Annotated in this window: 14 protein-coding genes and 1 pseudogene; 10 read left to right on the top strand and 5 right to left on the bottom strand. The window is 47.6% G+C overall.

The features are described 5' to 3' along the window. Positions 1–39: 39 nt before the first annotated feature. The 10 genes and pseudogenes from CIK88_RS03000 to CIK88_RS02960 all read left to right on the top strand — a co-directional run. A pseudogene (locus CIK88_RS03000) lies at positions 40–267 on the top strand (MFS transporter); the annotation flags it as partial. 141 nt (positions 268–408) lie between these two features. Continuing rightward, positions 409–3,081, top strand: a complete 2,673-nt coding sequence (locus CIK88_RS02995) for a 4-alpha-glucanotransferase (RefSeq protein WP_094434406.1) — start codon at positions 409–411, stop codon at positions 3,079–3,081. Between the two features lie 48 nt (positions 3,082–3,129). Beyond that, the gene (locus CIK88_RS02990) at positions 3,130–5,265 is read left to right on the top strand and encodes a glycoside hydrolase family 97 protein (protein ID WP_094434404.1); all 2,136 of its coding nucleotides are present in this window, start codon (positions 3,130–3,132) and stop codon (positions 5,263–5,265) included. A gap of 21 nt (positions 5,266–5,286) precedes the next feature. After that, positions 5,287–5,637: a hypothetical protein gene (locus tag CIK88_RS02985; RefSeq protein ID WP_094391180.1), complete on the top strand. Its 351-nt coding sequence runs from the start codon at positions 5,287–5,289 to the stop codon at positions 5,635–5,637. Next, positions 5,600–5,737, top strand: coding sequence for a hypothetical protein (locus CIK88_RS12335; protein ID WP_158214627.1), 138 nt, complete (start codon positions 5,600–5,602; stop codon positions 5,735–5,737). The genes CIK88_RS02985 and CIK88_RS12335 overlap by 38 nt, the downstream gene beginning before the upstream one ends. Before the next feature lie 13 nt (positions 5,738–5,750). Further along, positions 5,751–6,011, top strand: a complete 261-nt coding sequence (locus tag CIK88_RS02980) for a hypothetical protein (RefSeq protein WP_144007397.1) — start codon at positions 5,751–5,753, stop codon at positions 6,009–6,011. A gap of 64 nt (positions 6,012–6,075) precedes the next feature. Continuing rightward, entirely contained in the window at positions 6,076–7,968 is a 1,893-nt protein-coding gene (locus CIK88_RS02975; protein WP_371591489.1) for a glycoside hydrolase family 13 protein, read from the top strand. 608 nt (positions 7,969–8,576) lie between these two features. Then, positions 8,577–11,123 carry a glycoside hydrolase family 9 protein gene (locus CIK88_RS02970; RefSeq protein WP_094434400.1) on the top strand — a complete coding sequence of 849 codons (2,547 nt, stop codon included), beginning with the start codon at positions 8,577–8,579 and terminating at the stop codon, positions 11,121–11,123. 140 nt (positions 11,124–11,263) lie between these two features. Further along, positions 11,264–12,031 carry a hypothetical protein gene (locus CIK88_RS02965; RefSeq protein WP_094434398.1) on the top strand — a complete coding sequence of 256 codons (768 nt, stop codon included), beginning with the start codon at positions 11,264–11,266 and terminating at the stop codon, positions 12,029–12,031. A gap of 37 nt (positions 12,032–12,068) precedes the next feature. Beyond that, positions 12,069–14,549: a glycoside hydrolase N-terminal domain-containing protein gene (locus tag CIK88_RS02960; protein ID WP_094434396.1), complete on the top strand. Its 2,481-nt coding sequence runs from the start codon at positions 12,069–12,071 to the stop codon at positions 14,547–14,549. Positions 14,550–14,873: 324 nt separating this feature from the next. On the opposite strand, the gene gdhA is transcribed toward CIK88_RS02960, so the two are convergent. The 5 genes from gdhA to rpsD form a co-directional block, all read right to left on the bottom strand. Further along, positions 14,874–16,211, bottom strand: coding sequence for an NADP-specific glutamate dehydrogenase (gdhA, locus tag CIK88_RS02955; protein WP_094391174.1), 1,338 nt, complete (start codon positions 16,209–16,211; stop codon positions 14,874–14,876). Positions 16,212–16,569: 358 nt separating this feature from the next. After that, entirely contained in the window at positions 16,570–17,481 is a 912-nt protein-coding gene (locus CIK88_RS02950; protein ID WP_094434394.1) for an AEC family transporter, read from the bottom strand. Between the two features lie 803 nt (positions 17,482–18,284). Further along, complete coding sequence (gene rplQ / locus CIK88_RS02945; protein WP_094391172.1) at positions 18,285–18,794, bottom strand: 50S ribosomal protein L17; 510 nt, start codon at positions 18,792–18,794, stop codon at positions 18,285–18,287. Positions 18,795–18,827: 33 nt separating this feature from the next. After that, the gene (locus tag CIK88_RS02940; RefSeq protein ID WP_094391171.1) at positions 18,828–19,820 is read right to left on the bottom strand and encodes a DNA-directed RNA polymerase subunit alpha; all 993 of its coding nucleotides are present in this window, start codon (positions 19,818–19,820) and stop codon (positions 18,828–18,830) included. Between the two features lie 12 nt (positions 19,821–19,832). Further along, positions 19,833–20,438 (bottom strand): 30S ribosomal protein S4, encoded by a 606-nt coding sequence (gene rpsD / locus CIK88_RS02935; protein WP_094391170.1) that lies wholly within the window; start codon positions 20,436–20,438, stop codon positions 19,833–19,835. Positions 20,439–20,473 lie beyond the last annotated feature (35 nt).

Genomic DNA, 20,473 nt, shown 5'->3' with positions numbered 1-20,473 from the left:
ATTCATTCATACGTTAAACAAAAAAAAACAATAATAACAATGACACAAAAACCTGATCTTTCATTCTGGACACTCTGGAATTTGAGTTTTGGATTCTTCGGTGTACAGATTGCCTACGCCCTGCAAAGCGCAAATATCTCGCGTATTTTTGCCACTTTAGGAGCAGACCCCCACGATTTGAGTTAATTCTGGATTCTCCCACCATTGATGGGAATCCTCGTACAACCGATAGTTGGTAGTCTCAGCGACAAGACGTGGTGCCGTTTTTGTGTCTTTGATAGACAAAAAGGGAGCGTAAGTAATGCAAACGTTTGCACGTCTTAAGATAAAAATAGTTTGATTGGAGCACCAGAAGGTACAGTTTTTTTTCTTACTTTCGCACCGAGAAACCCAATAACTCATATAAATATGACTCTACATTTCCATATTGAATACAATACAAACTTCGGCGAAGAAGTATCGCTGAACATCATAGAAGGCCATGAGGTGAAGTCGTACCGCATGACAACCATCAACGGCACAGATTGGTACTGCGATTTAGCACAGAGCAAAGCCACTACCCTCGCCTATTATTATAAGGTGTCTGGCGGCAGCAACGGCGACCGTTACGAATGGCAGATGGTAAGACACCTGTTGGACATAACCAGCACCACGGCTACTGAATATACCATCTACGACCGATGGAACAGTATGCCCGATGACTCATATCTATACAGTAGCGCCTTTACAGACTGCATCAACCACCAGGAGCCTCAACAGATGAAGGCTACCTCTTTCGCCCAAACAGTGCGGATCACCGTTCGTGCACCACAGTTGCGCAATGGCGAGCGATTGGCAGTAATAGGTTCTGCTCCCTCATTGGGCGGTTGGAATCCTGAGAAGTCACTCCCCATGACCCTCCATAACTATGGTGAATGGGCGATTGACATTGATGCAGCACCCTTGCACAACGGTCCTGTAGAACTGAAGTTCGTCATCACCGACGCTTCAGGCAGCATCCAACTATGGGAATGTGGCTACAACCGTAGCATCAGTCTGCCCACCATGTCGAAGGGCCAAGTAGTGGTATATCATCTCGATCAGGCATTTTTCGAGATTTACAATCACAAACTGGCAGGCACATTGATACCCGTATTCTCGCTGAGAAGCAAGAGCAGTGCGGGTGTTGGTGATTTCGGCGATTTGAAGATGATGATAGACTTGGTAGTCAAGACTGGTCAGCGCGTATTGCAGTTGTTGCCCATCAACGACACAACCATTACGCACACCTGGACCGACTCCTATCCCTACAGTTGCATCAGCATCTTTGCCATCCATCCTCAGTATGCCGATCTTCGCGCTTTACCCGCATTGGCAGATGAGGCAGATCGCAAGTCTTCCGAGGCAGAGCGCCAGCGTTTGAACGCTTTGCCACAGATTGATTACGAAGCAGTAAACAGATTTAAATTAGCATATTTGCAGAAACTCTATCTTCAAGAAGGTAAAAAGACGATGAAGAGTGCCGAATTTAAGGCATTCTTCCAGGAGACTCAGAATTGGCTCATACCATACGCTCAGTATTCATATCTGAGAGATAAGTATGGTACAGCCGATTTTACTCAATGGAAAGACCACAACACATGGAATGAGGATGACCGCCAAAACTTATCAAACTCTCGTACTAAAGCCTACGAGGAGGTAGCCTTCTACTATTTCGTGCAGTTCGTTTTGTCATCACAGATGAAAGCAGCGCACGACTATGCCAAGCAGAAAGGTGTCATTCTCAAGGGCGATATCCCCATCGGCGTCAACCGTTACAGTTGCGATGTATGGATGGAACCCAAATATTTCAACCTCAACGGACAGGCCGGTGCACCACCCGACGACTTCTCGGTGAACGGTCAAAACTGGGGATTCCCTACCTACAACTGGGATGAAATGCTGAAAGACGACTGCCAATGGTGGGTTCGTCGTTTCCAAAACATGTCACAGTTCTTCGATGCCTACCGTATCGACCACGTCTTAGGATTCTTCCGCATTTGGGAAATCCCCACCGACAGCGTTCACGGACTTCTCGGACAGTTTTCTCCTTCGCAGGCCATGAGCCGCGAAGAGATAGCACAGTATGGTTTCAACTTCCAAGAGCAACGCTTCACCGAACCTTTCATTACCGACTGGGTATTGGACCGAATCTTCCACGAGCGTGCTGATGAAGTGCGCCAAACCTATCTCGAACGCATCGATGGCGAGCGTTACCGCATGAAAGCTGAGGTAGATACACAGCGCAAGATAGAAGCACGCTTTGCAAAGACAACCTGTCAGGAAGACCTATGGTTGCGCGATGGACTATATGTCTTGGTAAGCGACGTACTCTTTGTTCGCGACCGCCGCGATCCCAACATGTTCCATCCACGCATTTCCGCCCAGCTCGACTTCATCTATGAATCACTCTACGACAACGATAAGGCGGCTTTCAACCGACTCTACAACGACTACTTCTATCGCCGCAATAACCAGTTCTGGTATCGCGAGGCAATGAAGAAACTTCCTAAGTTGGTACAAGCCACCCGCATGTTGGTATGCGCAGAAGATTTGGGTATGGTGCCCGACTGCGTGCCCTGGGTGATGAACGAGTTGAAGATACTCAGTCTGGAACTGCAAAGCATGCCCAAGTCGCCCACAGTGCGCTTTGGTCATCTCAGCAGCAATCACTACCGTTCGGTCTGCACCATATCAAGTCACGACATGCCGACCCTTCGCCAGTGGTGGGACGAAGATTACAACCGCACTCAAGACTACTACAACACGATGCTATATCGCGACGGCGTTGCTCCCCATCCACTCCCCGGATGGTTGGCAGAAGACATCATCGCACGTCATTTGGCATGCCCGTCCATGCTCTGCATCCTAAGCATTCAGGACTGGTTGGCTATGGATGAACGTCTCCGCCTACCCGATGCCGATGCCGAGCGCATCAATATTCCAGCCAATCCGAAACACTATTGGCGCTACCGCATGCATCTCAACATTGAGGATTTGATGGCCGACAGCAAGCTGACCGACACCATCAGCACCCTTATCCGACAGACTGGCAGGTCGTAAAGCTCCTCATCACAACCGAGAGACAATATTCATAAAATAACAATCCACATGCTGAAAACAATAATGACTGTACTTGCGCTGCTGCCCATGATGGTAGCTGCGCAGACTGTGACATCACCCAATGGCAATGTCACACTGACCTTCTCGCTGACAGAACAAGGTCAACCGACCTATGAGATGTCGTATAAAGGCAAGAAAGTGGTTAATCCCTCACACCTTGGACTGGCTCTTGCCTGCGACAAACATGCGTCGAAAGGTATGAACGAAACCGACCTCATGGAAGGTTTCAAAGTGAAGGACACCCAAACCTCAACTTTCGACGAGACATGGCGCCCCGTTTGGGGAGAGACAGCCACTATCCGCAACCACTACAACGAAATGGCGGTATGCCTCAACCAGCCCACATCTGATCGCGACATGACCATTCGTTTCCGGGTCTATGACTACGGCATGGGACTGCGTTATGAGTTTCCCCAACAGAATCAGCTCAACTATTTTGTGATAGAAGAAGAGCACACTCAGTTTGCCATGACGGGCAACCACACTGCTTACTGGATTCCTGGCGACTACGACACACAGGAGTATGAATACCAGATTACTCCACTTACCGGCATTCGCGAGGTCATTGCCAAGAATCGCGAAAGCTATAAGAACAATTCATCGACCACAGTATTCTCGGACACCGGTGTTCAGACATCGCTCCAACTGAAGACTGCCGACGGTCTGTATATCAACATCCACGAAGCAGCATGCCTTGATTATCCCACGATGCACCTGAATCTGGACGATAAAAACCTCGTCTTTGAATCATGGCTCACCCCTGATGCTGTAGGTCGCAAAGGTTTCATCCAGACTCCATTCAACACACCGTGGCGCACCATCCTCGTCAGCGACGATGCCCGCGACATGCTGTCGTGTAAGCTGACGCTCAACCTCAACGAGCCTTGCAAGATAGAAGACACCTCATGGATTCACCCCACAAAATACTGCGGAGTATGGTGGAACATGATTGTAGGTACTAAGACATGGAGCTATACCAACGATCTTCCATCGGTACGCTTAGGTCAAACGGACTATAAGAAGTGCAAGCCCAACGGTACACACGGTGCTACAAACGAAGAAGTGAAGCGCTATATCGACTTTGCAGCCAAGAACGGACTTCAGGAAGTACTTGTGGAAGGATGGAACGAAGGCTGGGAGGACTGGTTCGGCAATCAGAAATTGGATGTCTTTGACTTTGTCACTCCATATCCCGACTTCGACATCAAGGCCCTCAACGAGTATGCTCACTCGAAAGGCGTGAAATTGATGATGCACCACGAGACCTCAGCTTCCACTCTCAACTACGAGCGCCACATGGAGAAAGCCTTTGAGTTGATGAACAAATATGGTTATGATGCAGTGAAAACCGGTTATGTGGGCGACATCATCCCACGTGGCGAATACCACTACAGCCAACTCACCAACAACCACTACCAGCGTGTGATAGAGACTGCTGCCAAGCATCATATCATGGTCAATGCCCATGAAGCCACACGTCCTACAGGTATCTGCCGCACATGGCCTAACCTTGTAGGCAACGAGAGCGCACGCGGCACCGAGTATGAAGCCTTCGGCGGTAGTGTGCCCTACCATACTGTGATGCTGCCCTTCACCCGTTTGCAAGGCGGTCCGATGGACTACACTCCCGGTATTTTCGAAACCAAACTCTCTGAATGGAGCAGTAACACAAGTTTCGTACACACCACCCTTTGCGGTCAGCTCTCACTCTATCTTGTGATGTACAGTCCATTGCAAATGGCTGCCGACCTGCCCGAACACTACGAGAAATACGATGATGCCTTCCAGTTTATCCGCGACGTAGCTTGCGACTGGGACGACTCTAAGTATCTTGAGGCAGAGCCTGCCAAGTATATTACCGTAGCCCGCAAGGCCAAAGGCACCGACAACTGGTTTGTTGGCGGTAAGACCGATGCCGAAGCACGCACCGCCGTAGTACGTCTGGACTTCCTCGATAAGGGTCGTAAGTACGATTGCGCCATCTATCAGGATGGTAAAGACGCAGACTATGAGCGTAATCCCAAAGCCTATCAGATTATCCACAAGACTGTGAAACGTGGCGATGTGCTGAAGATCAAAGAGGCACGTGGCGGTGGTTTTGCTATTTCGCTGATGGCTAAATAATCCCCTATTGAAGCAATCAATATGAATGGAAAATATATTCTATCTGCACTGATGGTCACACTAATCACACCGGTGGTCCATGCACAGGGACGTTTCAACGAGATGGTCTATGATAAAACACAGACCGTATTCCACCTCAACGCACCTGCTATGCCCAAAGTGCGTATCTATCAGAACGGTCAGGGTGGCAAGCCCATCAAGACTGTGAAGATGCGCGCCGTAGGCACCGACCGCTGGGAAGCCACAGTGAAAGGCGACCTCAACGGCAAGTTCTACACTTTCGACATCGGTCGCGGCGAGTGTCCCGGCACTTTTGCCAAGGCCGTAGGTGTCAATGGTCAGCGTGGTGCCATCGTCAGACAGCATCATTGAGTTCAACTGGGACAACCTGAAGCAGTATCCTCAGGTGTTTGAATACTATCGCAACCTAATACAACTGCGTAAGAATCATCCTGCTTTCCGCCTTCGCTAAGGCTGAAAGGGTGGTGCGCCATCTGCAATTCCTAACCGCCTCGGACTGTCTCATTGCATTCCAGTTGAAAGATCTGGAAGGCATTGACACCTGGAAAGACATCATCGTGGTGCTAAACGGCAACCGCGACACCAAGACTGTCGATATTCCCGAAGGTGAATACCGCGTGGCTTGCTGCAATGGAGTGATTAGTGAAGCAGGCATCGGCATGCCCGTCAGCGGTGGTAAAACTACCATCGATGGTCAGTCGGCACTGATTCTCTACCGTCAATAACTACACCTAATTTAACTAAGAGACAATCGAAATAAAACAAATTTTCTTATCCTTTTTGATGCTTATGAGCATGATTTCCGCTTCGGCTGTGGTAAAGATAGACCGCATAGACCCCACCGATTGGTATGTGGGCATGAAGGATGCAACACTGCAACTGATGGTCTATGGACCCAATATCCGCGAGGCTAACGTCACTACCGACTATCCCGGTGTGGCTATCGACTCGTTGATACGACTCGACTCGCCCAATTACTTGCTGGTTTATCTCAATCTGAAAGATGCACAGGCAGGAGAGATGACTCTCAACTTCAAGGTGGGCAAACAGCAGAAGAAGGTGAAATATCTGTTGAAAAACCGCGAAATGGCGGGCGAACGCCGCATGGGATTCACCAATGCCGACGTACTGTACATGCTGATGCCCGACCGTTTTGCAAATGGAAACCCCAACAACAATGCCTATAAGACCATGCGCGATAAGACCATCGACCGTCAGGCACCCAGTCTGCGCCACGGTGGTGACTTGGAAGGCATCCGTCAACACCTCGACTATTTCACCGAACTGGGTGTCACAGCACTGTGGTTTACACCGGTTTTGGAAAATGACAGTCCCAGCGACGGAAAGAGCAGTAGCTATCATGGCTATGCCACTACGGACTACTATCGCGTAGATCCACGCTTCGGCACCAACGCTGACTACCGTCGTTTGGCAGATGAAGCCCACAGCAAAGGACTGAAGATTGTGATGGACATGATATTCAACCACTGCGGATATTTCCATCCTTGGGTGGCTGACATGCCATCGAAAGACTGGTTCAACACATCGGAATGGCTTGCTCCAGAAAATCAAACTGCGGAGCATCAGAAGAACATAGGCACCATAGATGGTGTGGCTAAGGTGAACGACAAGTATCTCCAGACCAGTTATAAACTGACGCCAGTGATCGACCCATACGCCAGCAAGGTGGATCTGCACGAGACTGTGGATGGATGGTTCGTGCCTTCTATGCCCGACCTCAACCAGCGCAACACCCATGTGATACGTTATCTCATCCAAAACAGCGAGTGGTGGATAGAGACCGTAGGCATTGATGGCATACGTATGGATACCTATCCTTATGCTGACCGTGATGCTATGGCACACTGGATGAAAGTGCTTGGCGAGGAATATCCTAATTTCAACACCGTGGGTGAAACATGGGTTACCGAGCCTGCCTATACAGCTGCATGGCAGAAAGATAGCAAGTTGTCTGAGAAGAACAGTTATCTGCCTACTGTGATGGACTTTGCTTTCTTCGATCGCATCAATCAGGCGAAGAACGAAGATACCGACGAATGGTGGAACGGCATGAACCGCATCTATAATGTGTTGTGTTACGACTACCTCTATCCAAATCCAAAAAGCGTGATGGCTTTTGTGGAAAACCACGATACCGACCGTTTCTTGGGCGAGGGAAAAGATTCCGTTGCACTGAAACAGGCATTGGCGCTGCTGCTTACCATCAATCGCATACCGCAACTTTACTATGGTACCGAGGTGATGATGAACGGCACGAAGACTGTTACCGATGGTTATGTGCGTCAGGATTTTCCTGGCGGATGGGCTTCAGACAAGCACAACGCGTTTACTGCCGAAGGTAGAACAAAGGCGGAAAACGATATGTTCCGCTGGATTAGCAACTTGCTCCACTGGCGCAAGGGCAACGAAGTGATTACCAAAGGCAGTCAGACTCAGTTCATCACCTACAAGGGTGTCTATGTCGTAGCCCGTCAGTATAAGGGCAAGAGCGTGATGACCGTGATCAACGGTAAGCGCGAAGCTGCCGAGCTCGACGTTAAGCGCTATGCTGAAATCATAGGCGAGACGGTCAAAGCCACCGATGTGACCACTGGCAGACATGTATCGCTCAACAAGAATGTGAAGCTCCGCCCACGTCAGACGATGATTCTGGAATTTTAATTCCACTGCATACTCTACACTCATGCCCACCTTTCACCAAAGGTGGGCATGTTTGGTTTTACGCCACATCACGATGTGCGTCAAGCGAAGTACTATTGCGCCGCTGTGAAAAGGATGCTTTTCACGATGATTTGCCATAATCCGAAAGCTGTCTATGTATCAAGCATTTGTGAGCTGCAAATATCAATTTACGCTGCAATTTCAATGAGTTTACTCAGCAAATCAATTTACTTTGGTCAGCAAATCAATTTATTTTGGTTAGCAAATCAATTTGATTTGGTCTGCAAATCAATTTGATTTGCTGAAAAAGAGAATATCGACAAGACAGAAAGATGGCATTGCAGGGCAAAGTATGCAACGTCAACCACTCTACCATACAACATACATGAATGACATAAGGACAGTGTGAAGAAATAAAGCATGAGACATGCACTATTGTTTCAAACCTTTTTTATCATGTTTCAAATGAATGGTAACTTAACCTCAAATACTTGTGGAGTTGATAGAAAAAGCGTATCTTTGCAACGAAATAACTAAAGATGGTGCGCAATAGCGCAGATCATGTCCAATACTACTACTTTCAAGCACAATAGAACAACCTACTCACTATGAAGAATTTTAAGCATCTATTCAAAACTAATGTCGGAAGTTTCGTACCGACGATTGTCGCATTGGCATATGCCATTGGTATTCAAGCACAAGATTTTAAACTGACTGAAGGTGGATACTTCCAGTGTGAAGGAGTCGATGTGATGGCATTCTACGACTTCTATCCAGAGGGACATCAAGGCGGAGTGTCTATCCTGATGAACGGAAACAGAGTGGCAACAAACGGCGATATACGTATGGAAGCTACTCCAGGACAATGGCAACCGGTGCCGAAACAACTGCGACGCGAGGCGAAAGGCAACACCATCGTGGCTGAACTGGCTTATCCAGACTCGTCAAGACACCTCACGGGCTTCAACCCGATGATATATCCCGACCTGCAATTGCGCTACACGGTAACAACTGAGGCTGTGGGGAACCACGTGGAAGTAACCGTGGATTTAGATCGTCCGATACCAGAGGAATGGTTGGGCAAAGTGGGATTCAACCTTGAATTCTATCCAGGGGCGCTCTTCGGAAAGCCTTGGCTGATGGACAGTCAATCGGGCATTTTCCCACGGCAACCGAACTCTCCGCTCGCTACAACCACACCCAACTATCTGCGCACGGGCGATTTCCACCAAAAAGGCAAATCGATCATTGACTTCAAGCGCCTGACGCGCACCGATAAGGGCTACAATCCTATCATTGCCGACGACATCATTGCCGAGCCATACTGCGTCGGCAGGCGCTTTGTGTCGCGTCCTGACGACAACTACAATAAGGTGACGATAGAGAGCATGACAGCAGATTTGAAGCTCTACGACGGTCGCATGAACCATAACAACGGTTGGTTTGTGTTACGATCGGAGATTCCTGCGGGCAAAACCAAAGGGGCTATCAAATGGATTATCACACCTACTGTGGTGAAAGGATGGCGCTACCAACCCGTGATACAAACCTCACAGGTGGGATATCTCACTCACCAACAGAAGGTGGCGGTAGTGGAAATGGACAGCCGAGACGGTGCAGAGGGCGCTGCCGAACTCATATACATTGGCGCGGAAGGCGAGAAAGTGGTACGCACCATGCCACTCAACAAGTGGGGAAATTTTCTGCGCTACCAGTATGCACGTCTCGATTTCTCTGACATTGTCACTCCGGGACTCTACAAGATACGCTATCGCAATGTGCAGTCGTCGGTATTTAGAATCGACGATACCGTGTTTGACCGTGGTGTATGGCAACCGGTGATAGAATATTTCCTGCCTAATCAGATGTGTCACATGAGGGTCAACGAGAAATATCGCGTTTGGCACGACAGATGTCACATGGACGATGCACGCATGGCACGCAACGAAAACGGTATAGATGGCTATGATCAGAAACCGGGACTGTCTCCTTTTGCTGAGGAAGAAGAGGTGGATGGACTGGCTGTGGGCGGATGGCACGATGCTGGCGACCTGGATCTTCGCATCGAGTCGCAGATTGGCGAAGCCTACAATCTGGCGATGATATACGAGCAGTTTAAGCCTGAAATAGATGTGACGACCATCGATCAACAACAGCATCTGACGGAGATTCACCAAGCTGACGGTAAGAACGACATCCTGCAACAGATAGAACACGGCGCATTGTCGGTATGTGCTGCATATCGCGCACTGGGCCGCCCCTACCGTGGCATCATCAGTCACGACCTCAGGCAATATGCCATGCTGGGCGATGCTGCCGCCATGACCGATGGTATCAAAGGCAACGACGACGACAGATGGGTATATACCGAGGACAATCCAATGCGCGACCTGACTACAGCTGCACATCTGGCGGGTGCCACACGAGTGCTGAAACTGCATAACGATACCTTGGCGGCACAGTGCCTGGAAATGGCACGCGCACTCTTTGCACGCGAAGAACCAGTGGCTGGGGCTAAACTGCTCGCTGCCGTGGAACTCTATCTGACCACTGGTGATGCTGTTTATCGCAACTACATCCTGCGAAATCAGGCGGCAGTGATCAAGAACATCGGTAGAAACGCACCGATTCTGGCACGTCTCGCACGACAGTGGGAACAACAAGGCGACAAGCAGGAACGTCGCTTTGCTGCAACATTCCGCAAAGCACTACCTGCCTGTGTGGAACAAATGAAGAACGAAGCAGCGAAAACTCCATACGGTGTGCCCTACGAACCAAGCATCTGGGGAGCAGGATGGGGTATTCAGAGTTTCGGTGTGAAATACTACTATCTCACAAAATACTATCCCGAACTGTTCGAACCACAGCCGGTTTACAGTGCACTCGACTTTATATTGGGATGTCATCCGGGCTCCAACACGGCATCGTTTGCATCGGGTGTGGGTGCAAAGTCGGCTACCGTGGCCTACGGAACTACACGCGCTGACTGGTCGTACGTGCCGGGTGGCGTGGTTTCGGGCACAGCCATCATACGCCCAGACTTCCCCGAACTGCTGGAATTTCCATACCTCTGGCAGCAAACAGAATATGTGTTGGGAGGCGGATCGTCTGACTATATGTTCTTGGTGCTCGCTGCTAAGCACCTCATGAAATAATACATCAGGGTAACAGCTGACCCCATCATTGCTACAGAATTAGGGATTCCCCTATGCAATGATGGGGATTTTTTCTTGCCATCTGACAGAAATTTGTTAACTTTGCCTGCGAAAAACAATAGATCATAACACGTAACAGTATGAAAAAGACAGTTTTCGCAATCATAGTAGCAACTATCATGATGAGCAGTTGCTCTAACAACGCTGCGGTAGGAACCTATGTGGGAGCACAGTTTGGAACGATCCTCGGTTCTGCCATCGGTGGCATTATCGGAGGACCGAGAGGCAGCGACATCGGAACCGTGATAGGCATGGCGGGCGGAGCTGCTATCGGTGCTGCCGTCGGACAGGCGGCTGACGACAAGGAGGAAATGGAGAACAGACGGCAGCAACAGGCCGATGCCGATGTTTACGACCCACGGTGTGAGCCCATGCAACCTAACGACGACAGCGCATACAGCGTGGATACAACAGGCAACAACGATGTAATCGACTTCGATGGACAGGGACCAAAGGAGATGCCGCAGACGGACAGCTACCAACCGAAAGCGGAGCCGACACTCGACATACGAAAAATACGCATCAGCTATGCGGGAATGGATGAGGTGGTATGTGCCGGAGATGAGTGCACCATACAGTTTGAAATCATGAACTGTAGCAACGAAACGGTATATGACGTGCAACCACTCGTCATCGACGAGAGCAACAATAAGCACATCCACATATCGCCAAACCTCCACGTGGAGCGCATTTCGCCCAATGCCGGAATACGCTATACGGCGACGATACTGGCGGATAGAAAACTGAAAAACGGTACAGCGACTATCCGAGTGGGCGCAGCAATAGGCAACCAAGAGGTGAAAGAGGGCGGAAAGACGCTCACCATCATCACTCGCAGAAGGCGATGAGGTGGAAACAATGCGAAATACTACAAATTAAAAAAATATGAAGAAAACATTATCACTGATTATCACGGCGGTCGTGGCGGTGGCTGTTTCAGCACGCAACGACCGCCGTGAACTTATGCAACTATGGTACGATCGGCCGGCTACACAATGGCTTGAAGCATTGCCAGTGGGCAATTCACACTTGGGCGCTATGGTCTATGGAGGTACAACCGACGAGACCATACAACTCAACGAAGAGACGTTCTGGAGCGGCGGACCTCACCAAAACAACAGCACAAGGTCGCTGGGGCGCTTGGCGGAGGTGCGCAACCTCATTTTCAACGGCAAAGAGGAGGAGGCTGCAAAGCTCATCAACCAAGACTTCATCGTTGGACCACACGGTATGAGATTTCTGCCGATGGGACATCTGCGGATGAAAATGGACGGAAACGGTAAGGCTACCGACTATCAGCGCAATCTGCAACTGGACCGTGCGGTGGCGGAAACACATTTCAAGATTGACGGCGTGAACTATACACGCACCGTGTTTGCCTCAATGACAAGCAAAGTGCTCGTGGTAAGACTGACGGCGGATCGGAAAGGAGCTATCAACATGACAGCCACACTCGATGCACCGTTTGACTATACAACAAAGGCTGACGGCAAACAGATTACAATGAGCGTGAAAGGATGCAAGCAGGAAGGCATTGACGCAGCGCTCACCGCTGAATGTGTGGCTGAGATTCGAACCGATGGAAAGGTCGTGGAGAAATGTTTGAACGACAGTTGCAACACTGCGAATGCTTTACACGTGGAAAAAGCATCGGAGGTAACCATGCTGTTGAGCGCGGCTACCAATTTCGTCAACTATCACGATGTATCGGGAAACGCTGCAAAGCGCAATAACGAATGGCTTAATGCTGCAGAAGCACTCACCTATAACCAACTCTTGGAACAACACGAAAAGGAATGGAAAAGGCAGTTTGGCAACGTGAAGCTCACACTCGATGCTGACAGCAACGCTTTGCTGCCCACAGATCAACGACTGCTTCACTTTGCAGAAAGCAAGGATATGGCAATGGTGGCTCTCATGTTCCACTATGGCAGATACCTCCTGATCGCATCATCGCAGGAGGGAGGACAGGCTGCTAACCTTCAGGGCGTATGGAACGATAATACCCATGCACCGTGGGACTCGAAATATACCATCAATATCAATACGGAAATGAACTACTGGCCGGCGGAGGTGACCAATCTACGCAGCACCGTGGGACCACTGTTCTCACTGATCAAAGACCTCAGCGTCACGGGCACGACAACGGCAAAACAGATGTATGGATGTCGAGGATGGATGGCTCACCACAATACGGATATTTGGCGCATAGCAGGACCAATAGACGGAGCACAATGGGGAATGTTTCCCAACGGTGGGGCATGGCTCACCACACATCTCTGGCAACACTATCTCTACACGGGCAACAAGGACTTTTTGAAGCAATGGTATCCAGTGATTAAGGGCGCAGCGGAGTTCTATCTCGACTATCTGCAACCCATGCCGGGAACAACATGGCGTGTTGCAGTGCCGTCGGTAAGCCCGGAACAGGGACCAACAGGCAAGCATACGGCGGTAACGGCTGGTTGCACCATGGACAATCAGATTGCTTTCGATGCACTGTCGAATGCAATTCAGGCCTCTGAAGTGCTCGCAATAGACGAGCCGCTACGTCAGGAAATGAAGAAAATGAGGGACTTGCTACCTCCAATGCACGTCGGACGATATGCACAACTACAGGAATGGCTCATCGATGCTGACGACCCTCACAACGAGCACAGACATATCTCGCACCTCTACGGACTTTATCCCTCAAACCAGATATCGCCTTTCTCTCATCCAGAACTGTTCCGTGCGGCTGCTAACACACTGCATCAGCGTGGCGATATGGCTACAGGATGGAGCCTGGGATGGAAAGTTAACTTCTGGGCACGTATGCTCGATGGCAATCATGCATTTCGTATTATACGAAATATGTTGCACCTTTTGCCTTCTGATAAACTGGCGGCACAGTATCCAGAAGGTCGCACCTACCCTAACCTCTTCGATGCACATCCGCCGTTCCAAATTGACGGAAACTTCGGTGTAACGGCTGGTGTGGCAGAAATGCTTATTCAGAGCCATGATGGTGCGGTGCATCTCTTGCCTGCCCTACCCGATGATTGGACGAAAGGAAGCATCAACGGACTTTGTGCACGAGGCGGATTTGAAGTGGATATGACATGGAACAACCATCAGTTGACACAGGCTACCATCCATTCTACTATCGGCGGAACGCTCCGTCTGCGTTCGGCTGTGCCGTTGAAAGGCAAGAAGCTACGCAAAGCAAAGGGACAATGTCCAAACATGCTCTATGCCCCTGCGGTCATTGCAAAGCCCATTGTGGCTAAACGCATAGACGAGGGTGTAGATGCAAACATTCCTTCGGTCTATGAATACGACATCATGACGCAACCCGGACAGGTTGTTACCATCACTGCAAAATAAGCAATCGCTAACACATAATACCCATATAGTCGGCCTCTGTCACAGAGCGTAAGTTCTGAGCAGAGGCTGATTTATTTCCATTCATCAACAACATCAGACACCAAAGCAACAGCCGTACATCACGCTCGCATGTCGCATTTGCACAATGAACTGCTGTGCATATCATGGAAGGACGCGTCATAATATCACTCAGCAAAGCAATAAAGCTGATTTGCAAAGCTGCTTTGACGCAAGAAAAAACAGAAAGGAGGAAAGTCTTGCGACTTCCCTCCCAAGGATATGTTCCGACTACTTGTAATCGGAGTGCTTAGTAAAGAGAGTTTTTTAAACAATACCCTGAGCCATCATAGCATTGGCTACCTTCATGAAACCTGCTACGTTTGCACCCTTCACATAGTCGATATAGCCATCAGCCTGCTTGCCATACTTCACGCACTGCTCATGGATATTAGACATGATGTAGTGGAGTTTCTCATCAACTTCTGCCTCGCTCCAACCCAAACGCATAGAGTTCTGGGTCATTTCAAGACCAGAAGTGGCAACACCACCTGCATTGACAGCCTTACCAGGAGCAAAGAGCTGATGGGCAGCAATGAACTTTTCTGCTGCTTCTGCTGTGCAACCCATGTTAGATACCTCAGCTACGCAGAGTGGCTTGTGGGCCAAAATCTGGTCGGCATCGGCTCCATTGAGTTCGTTCTGAGTAGCACAAGGCAGATAAATGTCAGCCTCGCGCTCCCAAGGCTTCTTGTCTGCGTAGAATTCAGAACCTGCAAACTCTTCGGCATAAGGTGAGCAAATATCGTTACCTGAAGCACGAAGCTCAAGCATATAAGCAATCTTCTCTGCATCCAAACCGGCTGGATCGTAGATATAGCCGTCAGGTCCACTGATTGTGATTACCTTGGCACCAAGTTCAGTAGCCTTCTTGGCGGCACCCCATGCTACGTTGCCGAAGCCTGAAATAGCAACGGTCTTGCCCTTGATGTCGAGACCATGGGTCTGCATCATCTGATTGACGAAGTATAATGCACCAAAGCCTGTTGCTTCTGGACGAATCTTTGAACCGCCCCACTCGATGCCCTTACCGGTAAGAACACCCTGGAATTGATGGGTCAACTTCTTATACTGACCATACAGGAAACCAATTTCACGAGCGCCTACACCGATATCACCAGCGGGAACGTCCTCATCTGGACCAATATGACGATACAGTTCGGTCATGAATGCTTGGCAGAAACGCATCACTTCGTTGTCACTGCGACCACGGATAGAGAAGTCAGAACCTCCCTTACCACCGCCCATAGGCAATGTGGTCAGTGCATTCTTAAATGTCTGCTCAAATCCCAAGAACTTCAAAATACTGAGGTTTACAGAGGGATGGAAGCGCAAACCGCCTTTGTATGGGCCAATGGCGCTATTGTACTGTACTCGATAGCCGATATTTACATGCACCTCACCCTTATCATCAGTCCAAGGAACACGGAAAGTGATAATACGTTCGGGCTCAACAAGACGCTCAATTAACTTGGCGCGCTCAAACTCAGGATGCTGGTTATAGACTTCCTCAATAGAGAGTAACACTTCACGGACTGCCTGTAAGTACTCGGCTTCACCTGGGTGCTTATGTTCCAGGTCTTGCATGATTTTCTCTACATTCATAGTTTTAAGGATTTTATATTTTAGTAACTTTGTTGCAATGTGTCATTAAGACAATGCAAATATAGGTATCTTTCCCGAAACTTCAAAGAAAAATACGAAATATTTTAAAGTCAATGTTTACATTATGTTAATTTTGCACACTTATTTACGCTGTGCACGTACCCAACAATTGTTTTCTATGGGCTTAATAGTTCAAAAAAAGCATCTTTCAACAAGATTATTGAAAGACTACCACACTTCGTACAGCTATCACATTTACGATGGGAATACATCAGATGAATGGAATAGGTATATATCGGATGAATGACGCGTCAGCATGACTCAAAACACATAACGACTGACATTAAATCAATAACACTTATTTGAATAAGAGCGTTACTAATGGAATGCTCAGAATGGAGGCTACTGTGGTAATGAAGGTCATCTCGGTCATCAAAGATGGATTGCGACCGTATTTCATGCAGAACATTGTGCCGAAAGATGCTACGGGCATAGCAATAACAACGGTATTGATATTGTTGATGACATCGCTTACACCACATATCTTGAACAGAAAATAAACGGATAAAGGCACAACTGACAAACGCAAAACGGAGGCTACATATACCTTCGGGCTGCCTACTATCTCTCTTAACGAGAGACGCGCCATAGAAGAACCGATGATCATCAATGAGGCTGGAACTGTAATATTACCTACCATCGTCATGGGACGAGCTATCATAGCAGGGGTATGAATACCGAATGCAACCATTAAGGCGGCTACAAATGCTGCTATCATTGCAGGTGAAAAAAGCAACTTGGGATTGATACTCTTGATACTGTATTCGCCTTTTACAAGCATTACACCGGCGGTAAAGATAAAAAAGGTGTTGGGCATGTTCAATAAGGCTGCGTAAAATACGGCTTTAACACCGAATATCGAAGCAACTATGGGGTATCCAATAAAGCCGACATTGGCAAACATCAATGCAAAACCTATCATCCCACGCGCATCACGATCTTGCGTGATAAAACGCGGAACTAAGAAACCATAGACAAATAACAATATATAGGTAAGAAACCCTGTAACCAACAAAGGAAGAATAAGACTACAATCGGGAATCTCTGAACCCATAACGGACGATAAGATAAGCGCAGGGCACGTCACATCGATTACAATAGCAGATAACTTCTGTTCGAATTTATCACCCATGTAACCCAACTTATAAAGCACATAGCCTAATATCACCATGATGAACAAAATCACCATCACTTCTACATTCTCTATCATACAATCATTATTATTATCTACGGTATCTACACATACTTATGACGATCATTACTATTCTTTGCATTGCGTTATCTTCTTATTGTAACTAAGACTGGTTCTATCAATATAGAACTAATGCCATCAATGCAGCAACTAAAGACAGAAAGGACAATAAGATTTCTACCTCAAACATGTTCATTCAAATACCGATTCCGTTTCTTGTTATCCCATACTATCTATAAACTTATTTTTTAGCAGCTATAAAACCATTTGAAAAAAATATGCCGCTTATCATAAAAGGCTGTCAACGCAATTATATGCGTTATGACACCTTTGTAAAAGGACTGTTTTACATATACAGTAGAACAACTTCTTCATTACTTGATGCCAGATATACCTTCGTTGAACGGTACCTTCAAGAAATATATAAAGCACTTACATTAGGTTCAAAGTCACAGTTCCATAGCTTAAAGTCCATCGCAACATCATTGATCCTATATATGCCAATACCAAAAGGCAACTACTCCAATATAGTAAGATGTCCATTTCACAACTGAAAATCTACACACTATTCATTGAATCAAAAATATGCCAACACCAAAAGGCAACTTCTCCGATATAATAAGGTGTCTGCGACAATAATTAAAGACAGCGACTTCAATCTGCTAAACATGGTGTATTAAACTTAATATAAGAGATCATAAACCATACATAAAAGCACTGTAACCTGATTGGCTTAATGGCAATAAAAGCAAAAATAATATCTAAAAAAATCCCGCTCACTTTATGTAAGCGGGATTCTACTATTCGAGATTAATCGATGATTACTCTGCTTTTGCCTCTTCTGCAGCAGGTGCTTCAGCTACGGGAGCTTCTGCAACAGGTGCCTCAGCGGGAGCCTCAGTCTTAGCAGCAGTTGACTTGCGTGAACGGCGAGTCTTCTTAGCTTCAGACTTAACGGTCTTGGCCATGTTCTCATCAAAGTCAACGAGCTCGATGAAAGCTACAGAAGCAGCGTCACCCTGACGGGTACCGAGCTTGATGATACGGGTGTAACCACCGGGACGGTCACCAACCTTCTCTGCAACAACTCCGAAGAGCTCTTTCAGAGCTTCCTTATTCTGAAGGTAGCTAAATACTACACGACGTGAATTGGTTGAATCGTCCTTTGAGCGTGTAATCAGGGGCTCAACATACTTCTTGAGGGCCTTTGCCTTGGCAAGAGTCGTAGTGATTCTTTTGTGCATGATCAGCGAAATAGCCATGTTGGCAAGCATAGCTGCGCGATGATCTGCAGTACGGCTCAAATGATTGAATTTCTTATTGTGTCTCATTTTTCGTTTTTTCTTAGAGGACTAATGGCCTTATTATGCCTGGTCCAGTTTATACTTTGTAATATCGGTTCCAAACGACAGATTCAGACTCTCGAGCAAATCATCAAGCTCAGTGAGCGATTTCTTACCGAAGTTACGGAATTTAAGCAAGTCGGTCTTGTTGTACTGTACAAGATCACCAAGGGTCTCGACATCGGCTGCTTTCAAACAGTTAAGCGCACGAACCGAAAGGTTCATATCTACCAACTTAGTCTTGAGCAACTGACGCATGTGCAATACTTCCTCGTCAAACTCCTGGTTGCCTTCAACATCATTATTCTCCAATGTAATCTTCTCGTCAGAGAAAAGCATGAAGTGATAAATCAATATCTTGGCGGCTTCTTTCAAAGCATCTTTCGGGTGAATGGAACCATCCGTTGTTACTTCAAGCACAAGCTTGTCGTAGTCTGTCTTCTGTTCAACACGATAAGGTTCAACAAAATACTTAACGTTACGGATTGGGGTGTAGATTGAATCGATTGCTATTACATTAACATCGGTACAATACTCACGGTTCTCGTCTGCGGGAACGTAACCACGACCTTTATTAATTGTTAGATCAATCTGCATCGAAGCTTTGGAATCTAAATGACAAATCACCAAATCGGGATTTAACACTTCAAATCCAGTCAGATACTTACCTATATCTCCAGCTTTGAACTCGGTAGAATTCTCAACGGTGATAGAGACTTTTTCGTTCTCGAATTCTTCCACTACTTGCTTGAATCTTACTTGCTTCAGATTCAAGATAATGTTGGTTACATCTTCCTTTACACCAGGTACTGAAGAGAATTCATGCTCAACACCAGCAATACGAATGGTGTTGATTGCATAACCCTCGAGCGATGAAAGAAGAATGCGGCGCAAGGCGTTACCAATGGTTACACCAAAACCTGGCTCAAGAGGACGAAATTCGAACTTGCCGAACTTGTCATTGGCCTCCAACATTACGACTTTATCAGGTTTTTGAAATGCTAATATCGCCATTAATTTAATGATTTATTTAGAGTACAACTCAACGATTAACTGCTCCTTAATGTTCTCAGGAATGTCGGCACGTTCAGGAACGTGGAGATACTTACCACTCTTGGTCTGCTCATCCCATTCAATCCAAGGATATTTGCTGTGGTTGAAACCTGCAAGGGCAGCGTCGATAACCTCGAGAGACTTAGACTTCTCACGAACACCAACAATCTGACCAGGCTTAACAGCATAAGAAGGAATGTTCACAACATTGCCATCAACGATAATGTGCTTGTGACTAACCAACTGACGGGCAGCGGCACGAGTGGGAGCAATACCCAAGCGGAACACCACATTGTCAAGGCGGCTCTCCAAGTGCTGGAGAAGAACCTCACCGGTGATACCAGCTGCTTTAGCTGACTTCTCGAACAAATTACGGAACTGACGCTCAAGAACACCATAGGTGTACTTGGCTTTCTGCTTCTCTGCCAACATGACAGCATACTCCGACTGTTTGCGACGGCGATTGTTGCCATGCTGTCCCGGAGGGAAGTTCCTGCGGGACAAAACTTTGTCTGCGCCGAAGATGGCTTCACCAAATCGACGAGCAATTTTTGATTTCGGTCCAATATATCTTGCCATAATCTTAATAGATGTCTAATAAATAATAATAATGT

Origin of the sequence: Prevotella sp. P5-50 (assembly GCF_002251295.1) — a bacterium.
Lineage (GTDB): Bacteria > Bacteroidota > Bacteroidia > Bacteroidales > Bacteroidaceae > Prevotella.
This window is presented reverse-complemented; position numbering and strand designations above follow the sequence as displayed.